This is a genomic window from Thermoleptolyngbya sichuanensis A183, from assembly GCF_013177315.1.
Classification (GTDB): Bacteria; Cyanobacteriota; Cyanobacteriia; order Elainellales; family Elainellaceae; genus Thermoleptolyngbya; species Thermoleptolyngbya sichuanensis.
The window spans coordinates 3024132-3042428 of sequence record NZ_CP053661.1; the positions used below are offsets into that span (position 1 = coordinate 3024132).

16 protein-coding genes and 1 tRNA gene are annotated in these 18297 nt (G+C 57.1%); 12 read left to right on the plus strand and 5 right to left on the minus strand.

Annotation, left to right across the window (positions count from 1 at the left end; translation table 11 throughout):
• Positions 1-164: 164 nt before the first annotated feature.
• The 5 genes from HPC62_RS12650 (at position 165) to sds (ending at position 7248) form a co-directional block, all read left to right on the plus strand.
• Positions 165-1187 carry an NAD-dependent epimerase/dehydratase family protein gene (locus tag HPC62_RS12650; RefSeq protein ID WP_172356174.1) on the plus strand — a complete coding sequence of 341 codons (1023 nt, stop codon included), beginning with the start codon at positions 165-167 and terminating at the stop codon, positions 1185-1187.
• Positions 1188-1189: 2 nt separating this feature from the next.
• Positions 1190-1735, plus strand: coding sequence for a dTDP-4-dehydrorhamnose 3,5-epimerase (gene rfbC / locus HPC62_RS12655; RefSeq protein ID WP_068509017.1), 546 nt, complete (start codon positions 1190-1192; stop codon positions 1733-1735).
• A gap of 5 nt (positions 1736-1740) precedes the next feature.
• Entirely contained in the window at positions 1741-3096 is a 1356-nt protein-coding gene (locus HPC62_RS12660; RefSeq protein WP_172358931.1) for an NAD(P)H-dependent oxidoreductase, read from the plus strand.
• 691 nt (positions 3097-3787) lie between these two features.
• The gene (locus tag HPC62_RS12665) at positions 3788-5011 is read left to right on the plus strand and encodes a polysaccharide biosynthesis/export family protein (RefSeq protein ID WP_172356176.1); all 1224 of its coding nucleotides are present in this window, start codon (positions 3788-3790) and stop codon (positions 5009-5011) included.
• A gap of 1268 nt (positions 5012-6279) precedes the next feature.
• Positions 6280-7248, plus strand: a complete 969-nt coding sequence (gene sds / locus HPC62_RS12670) for a solanesyl diphosphate synthase (protein WP_172356178.1) — start codon at positions 6280-6282, stop codon at positions 7246-7248.
• A 110-nt stretch (positions 7249-7358) separates the two neighbouring features.
• Here sds and HPC62_RS12675 read toward each other — a convergent pair whose 3' ends face one another.
• Positions 7359-7952, minus strand: a complete 594-nt coding sequence (locus HPC62_RS12675; RefSeq protein ID WP_172356180.1) for a sulfite oxidase-like oxidoreductase — start codon at positions 7950-7952, stop codon at positions 7359-7361.
• A gap of 162 nt (positions 7953-8114) precedes the next feature.
• Positions 8115-8282 (minus strand): 50S ribosomal protein L32, encoded by a 168-nt coding sequence (rpmF, locus tag HPC62_RS12680; RefSeq protein WP_172356182.1) that lies wholly within the window; start codon positions 8280-8282, stop codon positions 8115-8117.
• Positions 8283-8416: 134 nt separating this feature from the next.
• Between rpmF and HPC62_RS12685 the strand changes: the two genes are divergently transcribed.
• Positions 8417-8488 (plus strand) — tRNA-Val (locus HPC62_RS12685).
• Positions 8489-9168: 680 nt separating this feature from the next.
• On the opposite strand, the gene HPC62_RS12690 is transcribed toward HPC62_RS12685, so the two are convergent.
• Positions 9169-10704 carry a helicase C-terminal domain-containing protein gene (locus HPC62_RS12690; RefSeq protein WP_172356184.1) on the minus strand — a complete coding sequence of 512 codons (1536 nt, stop codon included), beginning with the start codon at positions 10702-10704 and terminating at the stop codon, positions 9169-9171.
• A 203-nt stretch (positions 10705-10907) separates the two neighbouring features.
• Here HPC62_RS12690 and HPC62_RS12695 point away from each other — a divergent pair, with 203 nt between their 5' ends.
• Positions 10908-11747, plus strand: coding sequence for a prephenate/arogenate dehydrogenase (locus HPC62_RS12695; RefSeq protein ID WP_172356186.1), 840 nt, complete (start codon positions 10908-10910; stop codon positions 11745-11747).
• 76 nt (positions 11748-11823) lie between these two features.
• Here the strand turns inward: HPC62_RS12695 and HPC62_RS12700 are convergent, their stop codons facing one another.
• Positions 11824-12369 (minus strand): PadR family transcriptional regulator, encoded by a 546-nt coding sequence (locus HPC62_RS12700; protein WP_172356188.1) that lies wholly within the window; start codon positions 12367-12369, stop codon positions 11824-11826.
• Between the two features lie 107 nt (positions 12370-12476).
• Between HPC62_RS12700 and HPC62_RS12705 the strand changes: the two genes are divergently transcribed.
• The 4 genes from HPC62_RS12705 (at position 12477) to rsmG (ending at position 15531) form a co-directional block, all read left to right on the plus strand.
• On the plus strand, positions 12477-13016 hold the full coding sequence (locus HPC62_RS12705; RefSeq protein WP_172356190.1) for a DUF4188 domain-containing protein: 540 nt from the start codon (positions 12477-12479) through the stop codon (positions 13014-13016).
• 73 nt (positions 13017-13089) lie between these two features.
• Positions 13090-13983, plus strand: coding sequence for a class II fructose-bisphosphate aldolase (locus tag HPC62_RS12710; protein WP_172356192.1), 894 nt, complete (start codon positions 13090-13092; stop codon positions 13981-13983).
• Between the two features lie 67 nt (positions 13984-14050).
• Positions 14051-14707, plus strand: a complete 657-nt coding sequence (locus tag HPC62_RS12715) for an ABC transporter ATP-binding protein (protein WP_172356195.1) — start codon at positions 14051-14053, stop codon at positions 14705-14707.
• A 23-nt stretch (positions 14708-14730) separates the two neighbouring features.
• Positions 14731-15531, plus strand: coding sequence for a 16S rRNA (guanine(527)-N(7))-methyltransferase RsmG (gene rsmG, locus HPC62_RS12720; protein WP_172356197.1), 801 nt, complete (start codon positions 14731-14733; stop codon positions 15529-15531).
• 40 nt (positions 15532-15571) lie between these two features.
• On the opposite strand, the gene HPC62_RS12725 is transcribed toward rsmG, so the two are convergent.
• Positions 15572-16582, minus strand: a complete 1011-nt coding sequence (locus tag HPC62_RS12725) for a diguanylate cyclase domain-containing protein (RefSeq protein ID WP_172356199.1) — start codon at positions 16580-16582, stop codon at positions 15572-15574.
• Positions 16583-17008: 426 nt separating this feature from the next.
• Here HPC62_RS12725 and HPC62_RS12730 point away from each other — a divergent pair, with 426 nt between their 5' ends.
• Entirely contained in the window at positions 17009-18235 is a 1227-nt protein-coding gene (locus HPC62_RS12730) for an ABC transporter ATP-binding protein (protein WP_172356201.1), read from the plus strand.
• Positions 18236-18297: the final 62 nt, after the last annotated feature.

An 18297-nucleotide genomic window follows, 5' to 3' on the forward strand; every position in this document is an offset into this window, starting at 1 on the left:
TTCTCGGAAATCCTTGATTAACAAGGCTTTCAGGCTCCTTTACAAATTAGCTCTAAAATCCCCCTTTTGTTCACACCTTCTCGTCCCTTCTGAGCAGCCCAAGCCAGTCTCGGAACATCTGGCATATCAGCGTTTACAGTACACACAACACAGGAATCCACAGCATGAAAGTATTGGTCACTGGAACCGAAGGATATCTGGGCAGCCTTTTAGCACCGCTGTTGATGGATCGCGGCTTTGACGTGATTGGCGTAGACACAGGTTTTTATAAAGTCGGCTGGCTTTATAACGGCACAGATAAAACTGCGAAAACCTTAAACAAGGATATCCGCCACATTACGCTGGAAGACCTAGAAGGCGTAGAAGCCGTGGTTCACATGGCGGAACTGTCCAATGACCCCACGGGCCAGCTTTCCCCCAACATTACCTACGACATTAACCACAAGGGGTCTGTCCGCTTGGCAGAACTGGCCAAGCAGGCAGGGGTGCGCCGTTTTGTGTATATGTCCTCTTGCAGCGTATACGGAGTTGCCTCTACGGATGTCGTGTCGGAGGAAACCCCGGTCAACCCCCAAACGGCCTACGCTGAATGCAAAACGCTCGTGGAGCGTGATGTCAAGCCGATGGCCGACGACAACTTCTCGCCCACCTTCATGCGAAACGCGACTGCGTTTGGTGCGTCGCCCCGGATGCGCTTTGACATCGTGCTAAACAACCTGTCGGGTCTGGCTTGGACGACCAAAGAGATCAGAATGACCAGCGACGGTACGCCCTGGCGTCCGCTCGTCCACGCCCTTGACATCGCCAAGTCCATCATCTGCACGCTGGAAGCGCCGCGTGACATTGTTCATAATCAGGTCTTCAACGTGGGCGACACGGCGAATAACTATCAGGTCAAGCAGATTGCCGAGATCGTGGCAGAAACGTTCCCCGGCTGCCAGCTCAGCTTTGGCGACAACGGCTCAGACAACCGCAGCTATCGCGTGTCGTTTGAAAAGATCAACACCCAGCTTCCTGGTTTCAAATGCGAGTGGGATGCGCGTCGGGGTGCTGAGCAGCTTCGCAAGGTGTTTAGCCAGATCGACATGACGAAAGAGGTGTTTGAGGCTCGCGGCTTCACGCGCCTGAAGCAGCTTGAATACCTGATTCGCACGCAGCAAATCGACAAGGATTTCTTCTGGAGCTAGTCATGATTTTTACCGAAACCAAACTTAAGGGCGCGTTCATCATCGACCTGGACTATCGCGAAGATCATCGCGGCGCGTTTGCTCGCACCTTCTGTGCCAAGGAATTTGAGGCGCATGGGCTGAAGCCGACGGTGGCGCAATGCAACCTGTCGTTTAACCACAAGGCAGGCACTCTGCGCGGAATGCACTATCAGATTCCCCCGGCTGCGGAAACCAAGCTGGTTCGCTGCACGCGGGGCGCAATCTACGACGTGATTATCGATATGCGGCCCGATTCGCCGACCTACAGGCAGCATATCGGCGTGGAGTTGACGGCTGAAAATCGCCGTGCCCTGTACATACCAGAGATGTTTGCCCACGGCTATCAAGCCCTGACGGATGGGGCAGAGGTGGTGTACCAGGTTGGTGAATTCTACACCCCTGGCTATGAGCGCGGCCTCCGCTATGACGACCCAGCCTTTGGCATTGAGTGGCCGATGGAGGTGACCGTCATTTCTGAGAAGGACGCTGCTTGGGCGCTGTTTGAGAACGTTGCAGTAGGAGTATAGAAATGCTGTATATCATAGACACCGCATTAAAGACTCGCCAGGAAGCGGGCAACCCGATTCGGGTGGCGATGGTGGGCGCGGGCTTCATGGGGCGCGGCATCGCCAATCAGATTGTGAATTCCGTTCCGGGTATGGAGCTGGTGGCAATTTTCAACCGCAGCGTAGAGGGTGCAGTTCGCGCCTACAGCGAAGCGGGTTTGGACAATATCCGCACGGTGAAGACGCTGGGTGAACTGGAAGATGCGATCGTCCAGGGGGTTCCCGCCGCAACGGATGACGCAATGCTGCTGTGTCGCGCCGAAAGCATTGATGCCATTATCGAGGTGACGGGCGCGATCGAGTTTGGCGCGCAGGTGGTGCTAGAGGCGATCGCCCACAAAAAGCACGTCGTGCTGATGAACGCCGAGCTAGACGCAACCATCGGCCCCATCCTCAAGGTCTATGCCGATCGGGCAGGCGTGGTGCTGTCGGCCTGCGATGGCGACCAGCCCGGCGTGCAAATGAACCTCTACCGCTTCGTCAAGAGCATCGGCCTCACCCCCTTGCTCTGCGGCAACATCAAGGGCCTGCAAGACCCCTACCGCAACCCCACCACCCAAGAAGGCTTTGCCAAGCAGTGGGGGCAAAAAGCCCATATGGTCACCAGCTTCGCCGACGGTACCAAGATTTCCTTTGAGCAGGCGATCGTTGCTAATGCCACAGGCATGACCGTTGCCAAACGCGGCATGTATGGCTACGACTTTAACCGCAATGCCGACGCGCTGGTTGAGCAGTTCAACCTGAAATACACCGGCCACATCGACGACTGCACCAAGCTGTATGACGTGGACGAGCTAAAGTCTCTGGGTGGCATTGTGGATTACGTTGTGGGCGTGCGTCCGGGCCCTGGCGTGTTTGTCTTCGGGACTCATGACGACCCGAAACAAAAGCACTATCTCAACCTGTACAAGCTTGGTGAAGGGCCGCTCTACAGCTTCTACACACCGTACCACCTCTGCCACTTTGAAGTGCCGCTGTCCGTTGCCCGCGTGGTGCTGTTCCAGGATGCGGTTCTCGCTCCTGCGGCGGGCCCCAAGGTGGATGTCGTTGCAACTGCCAAAATTGACCTGAAGGCCGGCGAAACCCTGGACGGCATCGGCTACTACATGACCTACGGCCAGTGCGAAACGGCGGAAATTACGCAGGCGCAGCGCCTACTGCCGATGGGCTTGGCAGAAGGGTGTCGTCTGAAGCGCGATATCCCCCGCGATCAGGTGCTGACCTACGATGATGTGGAACTTCCAGCCGGTCGCCTGTGCGACAAACTGCGGGCTGAGCAAGATGCCTACTTTGCCCCAGCCAAGGTTCCGGTATTGATTTAAGCAACGCGATGTGCAACTTTCAATCTGCCCTCATCCCCCAACCCCTTCTCCCAAGTCGGGAGAAGGGGAGCAAGAGAGGCTTGAAGTTCCTGTCCCACTCTAGTGCGTGTTTTAAAATCCTTTGATCCCCCCTTAGCCCCTCTTAACAAGGGGGGAACCGAGCCGGGCCACTCCGGAAGTCCCCCTTTTGAAGGAAGGGGATCGACTCAGGGCAATCAATGACCTAGAAAGTTTTAAAACAGTGCCTAGGAGAGGAATTTAGGGTGAGGGAATTGGCCAAGTTGCACATCTTCTTGCCCATCTCCCAGTGAGTCCTGACAGTCCTTGGCATTCAAGGTTTTTCCAGGCTTGGTTTTCAGGTTTCTTTTAGGTTTCATTGGGGTTGGGCAACTCCGCTTGGGCAGCCCAACCTCGATTTTTATTTCTAATTGCCGGCTTGAGCGATTCAGGCGTTGCGATTTTGCTTTCCAAAAAGGACTGCTATATTAATCCTGCAATATTGCTTTCCATATTGATACTCAACGATACTAATCGTCAGTTTTAGATTCAGGTTTAGATACCGAGTCGTTTTCCCTGAAATTGGGCGATCGCCCCCCTTGCTCCCCTGCTATTTCTCCCCTGCTTTTACTGCCCGTCATCCTGCCCACCCCTGACAACGCACAGTCAGGTTCACCCTGAGGTCTGGTTGGAGATGCTGTTTTCTTATCCTGAAACGTCGTTTGCCCCCAGTCAGCCCAAGCGACCCCAGCAAGCCCCTCGTCGGATTGTGCGGGCGATCGCCTTTGGGCTGGTGATGCTCTACACTGCCCCCGTTCTGGCGCAGACCGCCATTCCATCTTCTAATGCCAGCGCCAATGTCCAGCCTGCCGCACCGATGCCGCCGGAGGGCCGCCCACTGCCGCCCAACTACGAGTCCGATTATGTCCTGGGTGCAGGCGACGCAGTGCAAATTGACATTTTCAACGTGCCTAACCTGAGCGGCGAAAATGCCCGCTACTCGGTGCTGGTAGACGGTTCGCTGAACCTGCCGTGGATTGGCAAAGTCAATGTGCGGGGACTGACGCTGCAAGAGGCATCAGATGCGATCGCCAGCCGCTATGCCGAGTTTATTCGGGAGCCGATTGTGACGGTGACGCTGCTCACACCGCGCCCCATGCGAGTGGCGATCGTCGGCGAAGTGAACCGTCCAGGAGCCTATACAACAGGACAAAGCGTGGGAACAGGCCCAGCCGGACAGACCACGCTAGAAACCCGTGGCGAAGCCAGAGCGGGAGAACTTCGCACGGTTATTGAAGCAATTCAGACCGCAGGCGGCATTACGCAGCTTGCAGACGTGCGAAATGTGGAAGTTCGTCGCCCGCGCCTGAATGGCACCGAAGAGGTTATTTTGGTTGATTTGTGGGCGTTCTTGCAGTCTGGCAACTTGCAGCAAAATGTGACCCTGCGGGATGGCGATACGGTGATCGTGCCCACGGCAACGGCTTTGAATCCTGATGAAAGCCAACGTCTCGCTGCTGCTAGCTTCTCTCCCGACACGATTAGCGTCAATGTGGTGGGTGAAGTGGTTCGGCCGGGCACGGTTTCTGTTAGCCCAAACACATCTCTCAATCAGGCAATCCTGGCGGCGGGCGGGTTTGATGATGTTCGGGCTTCCAAGGGCCGGGTCACGCTGATCCGGCTAAATCCGGATGGAACTGTGGCTCGACGCGAAATTCCGGTAGACCTATCGGCTAACCTGAATGACGAAACCAACCCGATCCTGCGAAGCAATGACATTGTGGTGGTTAGTCCTTCGGGTCGGGCTAGGACGACCGATGTTCTGGGGGTAATTGGTGGGGCGGTTGGTGCGGTGCTGAACCCGATTGGCGCATTGTTCAATATTTTTCGCACGGTGGATGATATTAACCGCGATTAGGGCTGCCAGCGGGATAGCAGCCAGATCGAATATGCCTTTCGACGAACTAGAAAACCCTCCGTCTCCTGCACAATGGCGGGGTTCGGAGGGTTTCTGAGAGCTTGCATAGCATAAAGCGTGTTTTGTGGCTAAAGCATTTTGTGGCTAAAGCTAGGAAGCCTGTGGGGCAAGGATTACGGCTGCGATCGCTGCACTACCATCAGCAGCAAGTACACTGCCAGCAGGTAAAAAGCAGCCAGGATGGGAATCGTGAGCGGAATACCGAAGGAAGCCATGGCGAACCATTCCATTAAACATTACGGTTTACAGGAAAAATATAGGGAAAGGGTCGAAAGACCCATAAGCAAATCAAATCTGAGCAAAACAAGTCACTGCGCTGCCGCAAGTAAGTCTTGCATCCAGCCAGTGAACCGTAACCAAACCGACCGTAACCCAACCAGAAGCGACACCTTACCAAATACCACCGAGGGCGATCGCCCAAAAGCAATTGCCTCTGGCTTGGCAGACATCACTCGTCCACGTCTGGAGTCGAATGCCGCAACCTACAAGCCTGGTAAACTCCAGACCGATGGGCGATGCATCTGGCTCGTCAAACGAAGTATTGAAAAAAACGAAGCATTGAGAGCAAGCCGAAGCTAGCTCCTTGACCCAGATGGTCAATATCTGAATCAGAATCCAAGACGCTGGTAGCGAATACCCCATGATCAGATCTGGGACAACATTTGATACAAAAATGCCGTCCCATTCACAGGATCACTAAGGTCATATACCCTGAACTCAGCAGCACCGGAAGCGGCGACCAAAACTCTTGGCGAGAACAGAAGACACAAAGACCTCCAGAAAGACCCGTGGCTTAACGTTCTCGTACCAGAGCTTTGAAGACAGCGATCGCCGACTGCTGCACCAACCTCCCAAAAGCAATCTACCAGGTAAGGGGGCACCGGGTAGACACGCTCATAAGCTGCTAGGCAAGTAGCAATCCCAGAGCCGCCCTTTAGTTAGCACTTCTAGAAAAAACTTCCAGAGGAAGGTTCTCAAAAGGAAGGTTCTTAAAATATTTAATTGTTGGATACCTTGTAGCTATAAGAATAACATATCAGTCAAGTTCATGAGAGAATGTTTACAAAACTGTAATAATCCTGAAAGGCTTATCAGTTCAGTGAACTCTGGCATTTCTATCAAGAATTTCATCCCACAGATGGGAGGGGGTAGCTTAGAATAAAGGCAAATATGTAAAATTTCGTAACTAAGTATATCGCTGCGTCTCCATGACCTCAGTCACCTCTCTCTTTGCACCTGTCGATGCCGATCTCTGTCAACTGACGGACAACTTAAAGCAACTGGTCGGTGCTCGCCATCCCATCCTCTACGCGGCAGCGGAGCACCTGTTTGGGGCGGGTGGAAAGCGTCTGAGACCAGCGATTGTGCTGCTCATTTCCAGAGCCACCAGCATCCCCGACATCACGCCCCGACACCGCCGCTTAGCTGAGATCACCGAGATGATCCACACTGCCAGCCTGGTTCACGACGATGTTGTGGATGAGGCAGAACTGCGGCGGGGTGTGCCGACGGTTCACAGCAGCTTTGGCAATCGGGTAGCAGTGCTGGCGGGTGACTTTCTGTTTGCACAGTCCTCATGGTATCTGGCAAATTTGGATAACCTGGAAGTAGTGAAGCTGCTGTCGCAGGTGATTATGGATCTTGCTGAAGGCGAGATTCAGCAGGGGCTAAATCGCTTTGACACTGGAACTAGCCTGGAAGCCTATCTCGACAAGAGCTATTACAAAACCGCGTCCCTTATTGCCAACAGTGCCAAGGCGGCAGGCGTGCTGAGTGATGCCTCATCAGAGACCTGTCACCATCTGTATAGTTATGGTCGCCATATCGGTCTAGCTTTTCAAATCGTGGATGACCTGCTAGATTTTACGGGTTCTGCTGATGCCCTGGGCAAGCCTGCGGGTTCCGATTTGCGAAGCGGCAACCTGACCGCTCCAGCGCTCTATGCCCTTGAGGAAAAACCTTATCTGGAAGTGCTAATCGAGCGGGAGTTTGCCCAAGAAGGCGATCTGGAACAGGCGCTAGCGCTGATTGAAGACAGTCGGGGATTAGAGCGATCGCGCGAGTTAGCCAACCACCATGCTCAGCTTGCCGTGCAGCACATTAGCATTTTGCCCGCTTCGGAGTCCCGTCAGGCGTTGATTCAATTGGCTGACTACGTGCTAAGCCGTAGCCATTGAGTCATCGCCTAGAACGTAATCGCCAAGGGCGATCGCCCAACTGCCGAGCTTCGGCTAATTAGGCACTTGTGCTGTTAACTAGGCACTCGTGCTGTCAAGTGCTGTGCAGATTAGTCGCTGTACCGCTCCTCTGCCCAGGGTTCCCCCCGGCGGTGATACCCGTTTCTTTCCCAAAAACCTAACTCTTCGTGGTCTAAAAATTCCAGCCCGTTGATCCACTTCGCACTCTTCCAGGCGTAGAGGTGCGGCACCACCAGCCGAACTGGGCCGCCGTGTGGGGCAGGCAGAGGCTCGCCCGCCAGCGTGTGGGCCAGGAAGTTCTCTTCTCGTAAAAAGTCAGCTAGCTCCAGATTCGTGGTGTAGCCACCATAGCTGTGCTGCATGACGTGGGTAGCGCTGGGATTAAGCTTGACTTGCCGCATCAGATCAGTCACCTTGACTCCTGTCCACTGGACATCCAGCTTTGACCAGGTTGTGACGCAGTGAAAATCAGCCGTGAATTCCGTCTGCGGCAGGCTCAAAAGATCTGCATAGGTCAGCGTCAGCGGTTCAGCGAGTCCCCAAATCTTTAGCTCCCAAACATCGCTGGAAATGTCGGGGGTTGCTCCGTAGGTCAGGACTGGGAAACCGCTAGCGAGGTGTTGCCCAGGCGGAACTCGATCCCGTTGCTCTGGTGCGGGGGGCCTAAAAAACTTGCCTAGCATAGAGTCCGCTTAGGTGGGTTTTAGTTGGGTTATAGATTCACACCAATAGGGGCGATCGCCTCTTCCTAAATTATTGCACTGAAGCATGATGCGCTGACAGCATGAACCATGCTCAGGGATGCTAATGCAGGGTCAGACGATCTGCCACCATCCGTCTCGTTTCTACTCTTCTTCTTCCGGTTGGGGATAGACAAAGCCTGTGGAGCGGCCAGTCAACACCGACTTGCCCAGAGACAGCGCACGCTGAGCTTGCAGAGCGGCCTTGCGCTTCCAGGTGGCTTTGCGCTGATCGCGCTTTGATTTGGAGGTTTTCTTCTTAGGAACTGCCATAGCTGCCGACGGTTCAGATTTTTACAACCTTTCTATGGTAGTGCAAAAGCCCCTGAGTTGAGCAGGGGTGCGAGTAAATCGGTATTTTGAAAAGTTTGTGGATTTAAGAAGCTTGTGCTACATTAAAAGACTGCGGGCGATTAGCACAGTGGTAGCGCACTTCCTTCACACGGAAGGGGTCACTGGTTCGAATCCAGTATCGCCCATAAATTAGGAAAACCCTAAAAAGCCCATTCTATCAAGCTCTGCAAGCTTAGTGCGGGTCGGTTTTTGGCGTAGGGTGTTTGAATAGTACAACTGTAGGGCTTGGTTATTGAGAGCCAACTTCAGAGATGTTTTGACTATCAGGGGCTAGTACACAGGTTCGCTTCGCCGTACACCACACCCAAGGTAGTCCACCCATGTACACCACAAGATCTGGCGAAGCCCGGCTGACTGACAAAACTAATCGACGGCATAAGCTAGGTGGACATTAATAAATATAAAACCCAAAGACCCTGCGCCGCCCGCTGCGCGGGCGGCGCAGGGTTCAGGATCTGTTTTTTAATCTGGTCTATCTACTTAGAGAGAGGAGTTCACAACATTTGCGCTTTTGAGTGGTATCTAAGCTTAGAACGCTGGCTCTCCTCTCTCCTCAGTTCTCCGAAACTACCCCACCACAAGCTGGTCAGCAGCTTTTAAGAAACTTTTGTCAGTCAACCGGGGTATCGGGTAAGGGTACGATACTCAGAGCTTAGCAATATCGGTAAAGACTAAAACCAAGCACTTATACTCATCGCAAAAGCAGAATGCACTCGATGACAGGTGCGATGACAGATGCAGTGACAGCGGCGTTGGGTGATAACTGGAGTTGATACTGTGTGGAGCGCGAGCAGCTTCTATCCGGCTATTCCAGAATGCCCATGCCTTCGAGGTGTCGAAAGAGGCTGGCATCGAGGTAATTAATCCGGGCCAGGGGAGCTAGGGCGGCGAGGACTTGTTGGCCGTAGCTGCGGTAGTTTACACGGGTGTCGAGCAGAGCAACCACACCCTGGGACTCGCGGGCAGGGGCGATCGCCCGTTGCAGTTCGCTCAGCGCTTCGGGCAATAGATAGAGCCGAAACCAATCCTGGCGCTGCTGTTTGTAGTAGGCGACGCGGCCAGACACCAGCGGCTCCTCTAGCGACGGAATGGGCAGCGTGGTGATGACCAGCAGGCTGGGCGCGGGCAAGACGGCCTGCTGCTCTCGCCAAAACTCCCAGCCACATACCAGAATGCCGCGCTCATCCAGACAGGTTTTTTCCACCTGCACGCGGGAGCCATACTCCGCCGCCAGTTGCGACCCAAGCTGCGATCGCAGCGGCACATCCCCCACTAGCACCACTGTTAATCCCTGCTGTGCTACGTTCGCCGCCAGCATGGCCCGCAGTTCGCTCATCAGCGCGGGCTGAAACTGGGGCGTGTTGGGCAGGGGAAAGCGATCGGGCAGGTAGAGATGAATAAGCTCGTGCTGGCGATCGGGCGAAAACTTGAGACAGGTAACATCCTCCAGCCCAATGCGCTGCCGATAGATTTCCGCGTCGGTTTCCTGATCCACCGCGCCGCCCACCAGCACCACGGGCTGCTGTATCCACACGGGGCGCAGGAGTTCTGCTAGGTCTGCGGGCGCACAGGCGATCGCAAACTGACCCAGCCGACGGTTTACATCTGCCCAGATCATCTGCCCCGGCTGCGGATAGTGCTGCCAAAACTGCCGCCAGACATCGGGCAGGGCAGCGGTTTCCTCGGCAAGCCGCTGTGCCAGTTCGCTCAATACCGCTAGCTCGGCTGCATCTAGCAGATAGCAATCGTAGGGATTTGCCGGATGCTGAAACAACTGGCGGGTGAGCCGCACCCGCATATCTCTAATTTGCTCCGTTTGGCTAGGACAGGCCAGCATCAGCGCGTCCCAGTCGGCAGGACGGAGCGTAACGGTTAACTCTTGGCGGGCCCAGCACTCCAGATCATCTGCACCGTCAAAGATGGTTGGCACTGCGGGCGGAAAGCGGCCTTCATTTCGCAGGCGATCTGCCAGCCAGGATTGGGGCGTAGTCAGCAGCAAACCCTGAAACCCGTCTTGCGGGAGGCGATCGCCCGTCCGAATTGCCTTTGTTGCCGGAATCCACTGGCGCAACCGGGGAATCTCCACCATCAGCAGGCGCTGCTGCACTGCCTCCGGAGCCACCAGCACCGTCGCCTCAGGCCACAGCAGCGCGGGCATCAAATAGCTCAGCCGATAGCGCCCATGATAGCCCGACGGCGCACCCGCCTGCACCAGCGCACTGCGCCCTAGCCGCAGGGCCCGCGCCACCAGCCGCGCCATCGTCAAATGATGGGGCCAGTAGGGTTCGCCTTGCGCCCGCAAAAACGCCCGTAGCTGTTGATGAACCTCGACCTCGATCACGCGCTGGTTTCATTCTCCGGTGGACTGTCCTTCATTGTGACATACTCGCTTGGTGGTGTTGGGGGGAGCGAGGGAGGGGAGAAGAATGAAGAATGAAGAACGAAGAGTGAAGAGGCTTCGTTTTTCGTTTTTCGTTTTTTCCGTCCCATCCCCTCTCCGGTAAAATAACGGGACTGCACGATAAACCAGGCGGAGCGCGGGCTGTGAAGATTGGCATTATTGGGCTGGGGCTGATTGGTGGGTCGCTGGCGCTGGACTGGCGATCGCTCGGCCACACGATTTTGGGCATGAGCCGTCGGGCGGAAACCTGTGAGCGGGCGATCGCCCTGGGCGTGGTGGATCGGGCGAGTCCTGACCTGGCGCTGATGGCAGAAGCAGCGGTGGTGGTGCTGTGTACGCCGCTGGGGGCGATGGAGGCGACGGTGGAGGCGCTGCTGCCACACTTGCAGCCCGATGCCATCTTGACCGATGTGGGATCGGTGAAGCAGCCGATTGTAGGGGCGATCGCCCCACGCTGGCCCCACTTTGTCGGTGGACATCCGATGGCGGGCACGGCCGAAAGCGGGCTGGAGGCTGCCCAGCGCCATTTATTTGTCGATCGCCCCTACGTGCTGACCCCCATCGACAGCACCCAACCCGCCGATTTGGAAACGGTTGCGGAATTAGTGCGATCGCTCCAGGCGCGGCTATACCAGTGCCCGCCCGCCGCCCACGATCGCGCCGTTGCCCTGATTTCCCATCTGCCTGTGATGGTCAGCGCAGGGCTGATTGCAACCTGCTTCGCGGAACCCGATGCAGAGGTGCTGCAACTGGCGCAATGCCTTGCCAGCTCTGGCTTTGCGGACACCAGTCGCGTCGGCGGCGGCAACCCCGAACTGGGGGTGATGATGGCGCAATACAACCAGACGGCGCTGCTGCACGGGCTGCATCAATACCGCGATCGCCTCGACCAAATGATTCACCACGTCGAAACCCAAAACTGGCCCGCCCTGGAAGCGCTGCTCCAGCAAACGCAGCAGGCCCGCCCCCAGTTTCTCCGCTAGCCTGCTGTTTAGTCTTCGCCCTTGGGACGATGCTATTGAGGCGACGGCGCTTCTCTGCCGCATCCAGATTGCAGCCTCAAGATTGCAGAAGGGCGATCGCCGCTTCACACCAGGCGAGCCAGCCCTGCTCATAGTGCAGCCCATTCAGCAGCGTTAAATAGACGTATTTCGACTGGGCCGAGAGGGTGTCGGGATGCTGGAAATAACTCTGCTGAATTTCCTGATAGATGGCGAGGCGCTGCTGGTGCTGCTGGCGCTGGGTTTCTAGCTTGCGAATCATGGCTTCGGGCGGCACTAGATGACCCGCATAGAGCTTCACCAGCAGGTCGTCTTTCATGGGCATGGGGTCGTCGGGTTCGGCGATCCACTCGCGCAACGCCTGCTGCCCCGCCTCGGTGACGGAGTAAATCCGCTTGTCGGGGCGGTGGTCTTGCGGCACAGTTTCCGCTTGCAGCCAGCCTTTTTCTTCTAGTCGCCCCAGTTCCCGATAAATCTGCTGAAAGCTGGCCGTCCAGAAGAAGCCGACAGAACTTTCGACCGACTGGTCAAACCGTTTTGCCAGGTCATAGCCGCTGCATGGCTTGTGGAGCAGGGCCGCGAGAATTGCATGGGCGATCGCCATCGGGATGTCTTAACCCAATCCTTGACATATTCAACAATGCGAATATACCATACTGACTATACTCAATTTATTGAGTAATCTACTTTTTGAATTTCTGGAGTCTGGTGATGAACCCACTACCTTCCCGGCCCGATTCAGCTCAAAGCTCTGCTCAAACGGCTCATTCTCTAGTCAGGCCTGGTCGCTATACCGCGCAGATCGACACCGAGTTTGTCGTGTTTCTAATTGGGATGCGCGTGAATCAGCCGTGGGCATTTGGCAAATGGCTGCCCGTTGCCCAGGCGATGGGGCCGATGATCAAAACGCTGACGGAACATCCCGAAAAGGGCTTTTTGGGTGCAGAGAGCTTCTTTCGGCTCTTTCCCCTGGGCATCATGATGATGTCCTACTGGCGATCGTTTGAAGACCTGGAGCGCTTTGCCCGCAGTCCGTCTGAACCGCACCTCCCGGCCTGGCAGGCGTTTAACAAGGCCGTGGGCAGCGATGGCAGCGTTGGCATCTGGCACGAAACCTACTTAATTCAGCCGGGGCAATACGAAGCGATCTACGGCAATATGCCCGTCTTTGGGCTGGCGGCGGCGACGGAGCATGTGCCTGTGGGTCGGCGGGGCGAGGGGGCGCGGGAGCGGGTGAGGTCAGCGGGGTGATGCGATGATGCGATGATGGAATGAAGGAAAGAGCGACCTTTCTCTTCCGCCCCGCCTCATCTCTTTCAAACCCATGCTCACCTCCACCCAAGAACTGCTGGAAACAGCGCGGCGCAATGCCTACGCCATTGGTGCATTTAACGTCTATAACCTAGAGGGCGTGAAGGCGGTGGTGGAGGCGGCGGAGGCGTTGCAGAGTCCGGCAATGCTGCAACTGCATCCGAGTGCGCTGAAGTATGGGCGATCGCCCTTAGTGGCGCTCTGTCTGGAAGCGGCGCGGGCTGCATCGGTTCCTATTTCGGTGCATCTCGACCACAGCACCTCCGCAGCCGATATTCAGGACGCGCTGACGGCGGGGATGCGCTCGATCATGGCGGACGGGTCGCCGCTGCCCTATGCCGAAAATCTGGCTTTTACCCGCGACATGACGGCCTTGGCGCATCGCTATGGCGCAGTGGTCGAGGCGGAAATCGGGCGGATTAGCGGCATCGAAGACGGGCTGACCATTGCGGAAAAGGAAGCCAAAATGACCGACCCAGATCAAGCGGTGGAATTTGTCGCGGCGACGGGGGTAGACGCGCTAGCCGTGACCATCGGCAACGTCCACGGGGAATATAAAAGCCCGCCCCGGCTCGATTTTGATCGGCTGGCGAGAATCCGGCAGCGGCTCTCGATTCCGCTGGTGCTGCACGGCGCATCGGGCTTGCCCGCAGAGATGATTAGCCGTTCGATTCAGCTTGGCGTGTGCAAGTTTAACGTCAATACTGAGGTGCGGCAGGCGTATATGGCGACGCTGGCGGGACAGGTCTGCGGTGACGATGAGCAAGACTTGCTGGATGTTACGCAAGAGGCGATCGCCGCCATGCGATCGGTCATTATGGAAAAGATCCGTCTGTTTGGCTCCGACGGCAAAGCTCACCAGCACCAGACCCCCTACGCCGCCATGCTGCTGCACGCCCAGACCTGATTCCTGCCTGATCTCTGACGCTGATCCTCGCTCTCTAAGCCCTGATCTTAAGCCCTGATCTCTCCCCATGCTCCATCTGCGCGACGTTAGCTATCATCCTGCCGCCACGCCCAGCCCGATTTTAAAGGACATCAGCCTGGACATGGCTCCGCAGCAGTTGGGGCTGATCGTCGGGCCGAGCGGCTCTGGCAAAAGCACGCTGCTGGAAATCCTCAGCGGGCTGGCCAAGAAAACGTCGGGCACGATTCGCTGGCGCGATCAGGACTTGAACCCGGAATATCTGCGGGAGCTGGCGGGGCTGGTGTTTCAGTTTCCAGAGCGGCACTTTTGCGGCAGCACAATTTTGGAAGAACTGCGGCTGGGCCATCCCGAACTGAGCCGCGATCGCCTCCATCACGCGCTCCAAGAAGTGGGTCTGGATCATCTCTCTCTGGGCACATCACCCCGCGACCTCAGCGGGGGCCAGCAGCGGCGACTGGCGCTGGCCGTGCAGTTGATTCGCCAGCCCTTTTTGCTGCTGCTAGACGAACCCACCGCTGGGCTGGACTGGTCGATGCGGCAGCAGTTGGTCAGCGTGTTGGCGCGGCTCAAGCAAGACTGGTGTCTGCTGGTGGTGTCCCACGATGCCAGCGAACTGGCGGCGATCGCCGACCGCTGCTGGACGCTGCACCACGGCCAACTCCAGTCCGTCGAGCCGTCCCTCTTCATCACTGCCAGCGCCTAGCCGCCGCCGATACCTCCTTCAGCATGAGCCACGCTGCGTCATTCCCCACGCTCCCCACCCTGCCCGAACTGTGGCAGACCACCCTCGGCTGGCAGCCCACCCCCGCCCAGCAAGAGCAGTTTCAGCAGCTTTATACCTACATCCTGGACGGCAACCAGCGCCTCAACCTGACCCGCATCACCGACCCTGAAGAGTTTTGGGAAAAGCATCTGTGGGACTCGATGAGTGGACTGGTGGGGGTTCGGGAGTGGGGGCTGGGAGTTAGCGATTGTGAGAGGCGCGGCACGTTGGAAAATCCTCCAGCCCTCCCGTCCTCCCTGCGGCTGATCGACATCGGCACTGGCGCAGGCTTTCCTGGTATTCCTGCTGCGCTGACCCTGCCCCAGGCCCAGGTGACGCTGCTGGATTCGACGCGCAAGAAGCTGGCGTTTTTGGAAACGGTGCTGGTGCAGGTGGGGGTGCAAAATGCCCAGACCCTTTGCGATCGCGCTGAATCGGTGGGGCAAGCTCTGCAACACCGCGAACAGTATGATGGGGCGCTGCTGCGGGCGGTGGCTCCGGCGGCAGTCTGTGCCGAATATGCGCTGCCGCTGCTGAAGCTGGGCGGGGTGGCGGTGCTGTATCGCGGGCAGTGGGGCGAGGCGGAAACTGCTGCGCTGAGGCCGGTTCTGAAACTTCTGGGGGGGAACCTGGAGGCGATCGCACCCTTCACCACGCCGATCAGCCGTGCCGCCCGCCACTGTCTGTATTTGCGAAAAACCGCGCCTACCCCGGCGGAGTTTCCCCGTCCGGTTGGGGTTCCCAGCCAGAAGCCCCTGGAGTAGCGCTGGATCGGCGGTTCGGATCGGCGGTTCGGATCGGCGGTTAGGAATCTGGAGTCGCCACTACGATGCGATCGCGCCCAGACTGCTTGGCTCGATAGAGCGCCTGATCAGCAGCGGCAATCAGTTGGTCGGGTTCCTCGTCGAGTTGGGGAATCAGCGTGGCAATGCCCTGGCTCAGCGTGACAATGGGCGCAGCGGACGAGGCGGCATGGGGCAGCGCCAGCGCTTTGATACTTGCCTGAATTTCCTGGGCGACCTGCTGCGCTCCCTCGCGGACGGTGTTGGGCAAGATCACTGCAAATTCTTCGCCGCCGTAGCGGGCTACCAGATCTACGGCGCGTTTTACGGCAGCGTCAATCACCTGGGCCACCTGTCGGAGGCACTGATCGCCCTCTTGGTGGCCATAGACATCGTTGTAGGCCTTGAAGCAGTCTACATCGCAGAGGATCAGCGAGAGGGGCTGCTGTTCGCGCAGCATGTGCTGCCATTCTTGCGACAGGTATTCATCAAAGCGGCGGCGATTGGCGACCTGGGTCAGCCCGTCGGAATTGGCGAGGCGCTTTAGCTCCAGGTTGGCGGCTTGGAGGGCGGCTTCGGCGGCTAGGCGATCGCGCATTTCCTGCTGTAGCCGCTCGTTTTGCGCCTGGAGCTGCTGCTGGAGTCGGCGCAGGGTTAGATGCGTCTCGACTCGTGCCACCACCTCCTGCACATGAAAGGGTTTGGTGATATAGTCCACCCCGCCTACCGCAAAGGCTTTTACTTTGTCTACGACTTCGCTGAGGGCGCTGACAAAGATGACGGAAATATCTCGCGTGCGCTGGTCCGACTTGAGCTGTTCGCAAACTGTAAAGCCGTCCATTTCGGGCATCGAAATGTCGAGCAGCACCACTTCGGTTCGCGTAGCGCGGGCGATCGCCAATCCCAAAGCGCCACTGTTTGCGGCTCTCACTTCATATCCTCTGCGCCGCAGCAAGCTCGTTAACAACTGTAGGTTGGCGGGCGTATCGTCCACAATCAGAATATTAATCACATCGACATCGGGTGCTTCCATGACAGACCCGCCAAGCTCGTTGCTAGAAGACTCTGCGTTAGATTTTTTCAAATGCCCTCTGATAAACTACTAGAGCTTTCAGACAAGATTTAGCCTCTTGAGCGCAGGATACCGGAGAAATAAACCATTTTGCTGTTTGACAGGGAGCGATTCAGCGCGGGTTTGTTGCAGTTGCAGGCGGACAGTTGCAGGCGGCTCGACCTGCTGCTTAAACCGTGATTGTATATTCCCTCATTACCATAGAGTTCCCGATAGTCTGTATGAGTTTGCAATAGATTGTTAAGTTCCTCGTATCCGTCCCGCTTGGTGCCTCAAACCAGGCCATCTTAATCAGAGCATCTCAATCAGGTCTTCTCAATCACGTCATCTCATCTTCTCAATCAGGTCTTCTCAATCGCACACGCTCTAGGAGTCAATAGAACTACGGTGGCTCAGGTTGTCTTAGAAAATCTCTACAAAAGCTTTCAGAAGGGCAAAGCTGAGGGCAAATCCCAGGCGGGTTCGTCGGCGGTGCTGCGACGCATCAACCTGACCGTGCGCGATGGCGAATTTATGGTGCTGGTGGGGCCGAGCGGCTGCGGCAAAAGTACGCTGCTGCGGCTGATTGCGGGGCTGGAAACGGCAACTGCTGGGAATATTTATGTGGGCGATCGCCTCGTCAACCCGTTGCCGCCCAACCAGCGGGATATTGCAATGGTGTTCCAGAGTTACGCGCTTTATCCCCACATGACGGTGTATGACAATCTGGCCTTTGGGCTGCGCCGTGCGGCCCGCGCTCTGACGGAACCTGCTGACACTCCGTCCTGGTGGCAAGACTGGCTGGTGGCGGCGACTCGTCCACTGCCCAAGGGGTTGCGCTACGTGACCGAGCGCGAACGGGCGATCGCCCAGCGGGTGCAGACCGTGGCCCAGATGCTCCAGATCGAACCCTTGCTGAACCGCCTGCCCAAGCAGCTTTCGGGTGGTCAAAAGCAGCGAGTGGCGCTGGGGCGGGCGATGGCGCGAAATCCGCAGGTGTTTTTGATGGACGAGCCGCTGAGCAACCTGGATGCCAAGCTGCGGACGGAAACCCGCGCCCAGATTGTGAACCTCCAGCGCAAGCTGGGCACAACGACGATCTACGTGACGCATGATCAAACAGAAGCGATGACGATGGGCGATCGCATTGCTGTGCTAAATGCGGGCCAGGTTCAGCAAATCGCCACGCCGCTGGAACTGTATAATCGTCCGGCGAATCGGTTTGTGGCAGAGTTTATCGGATCGCCGCCGATGAACTTTTTGCCCGTGCAGGTGCAGCCGCCGCTGGTCATTGCCCATCCCCAGTTCCGCATGACGCTGCCCGAAAGCTGGGAACTGCTGCTGCGACCCTATGCGGGGCGATCGCTCGTGCTGGGCATCCGCCCCGAACACCTCAACCTCAGCTTACCCGCCCCCAAAAACCTGCCCGGCCGTGTCCGCCGCATCGAGGCGCTAGGAGCCGATACCTTCCTCAGCGTTAGTATTCATGAACCCGGCAGTGAGGAACCCTGGCTGCAAGTCCGCATCGAACCCGATCGCGCCGTTTCGCCCGGAGATGAGGTGTGGCTGTCGCTGATGCCTGACAAGCTGCACCTGTTTGATCCCGATACGGGCGAAGCGCTGCAGCCAGGGTAGCCGCTCTGCTGGGAGTGTAGAGGTCTGCATCAGTCCTGACGGGTGCGATGGCGGGGCGACTG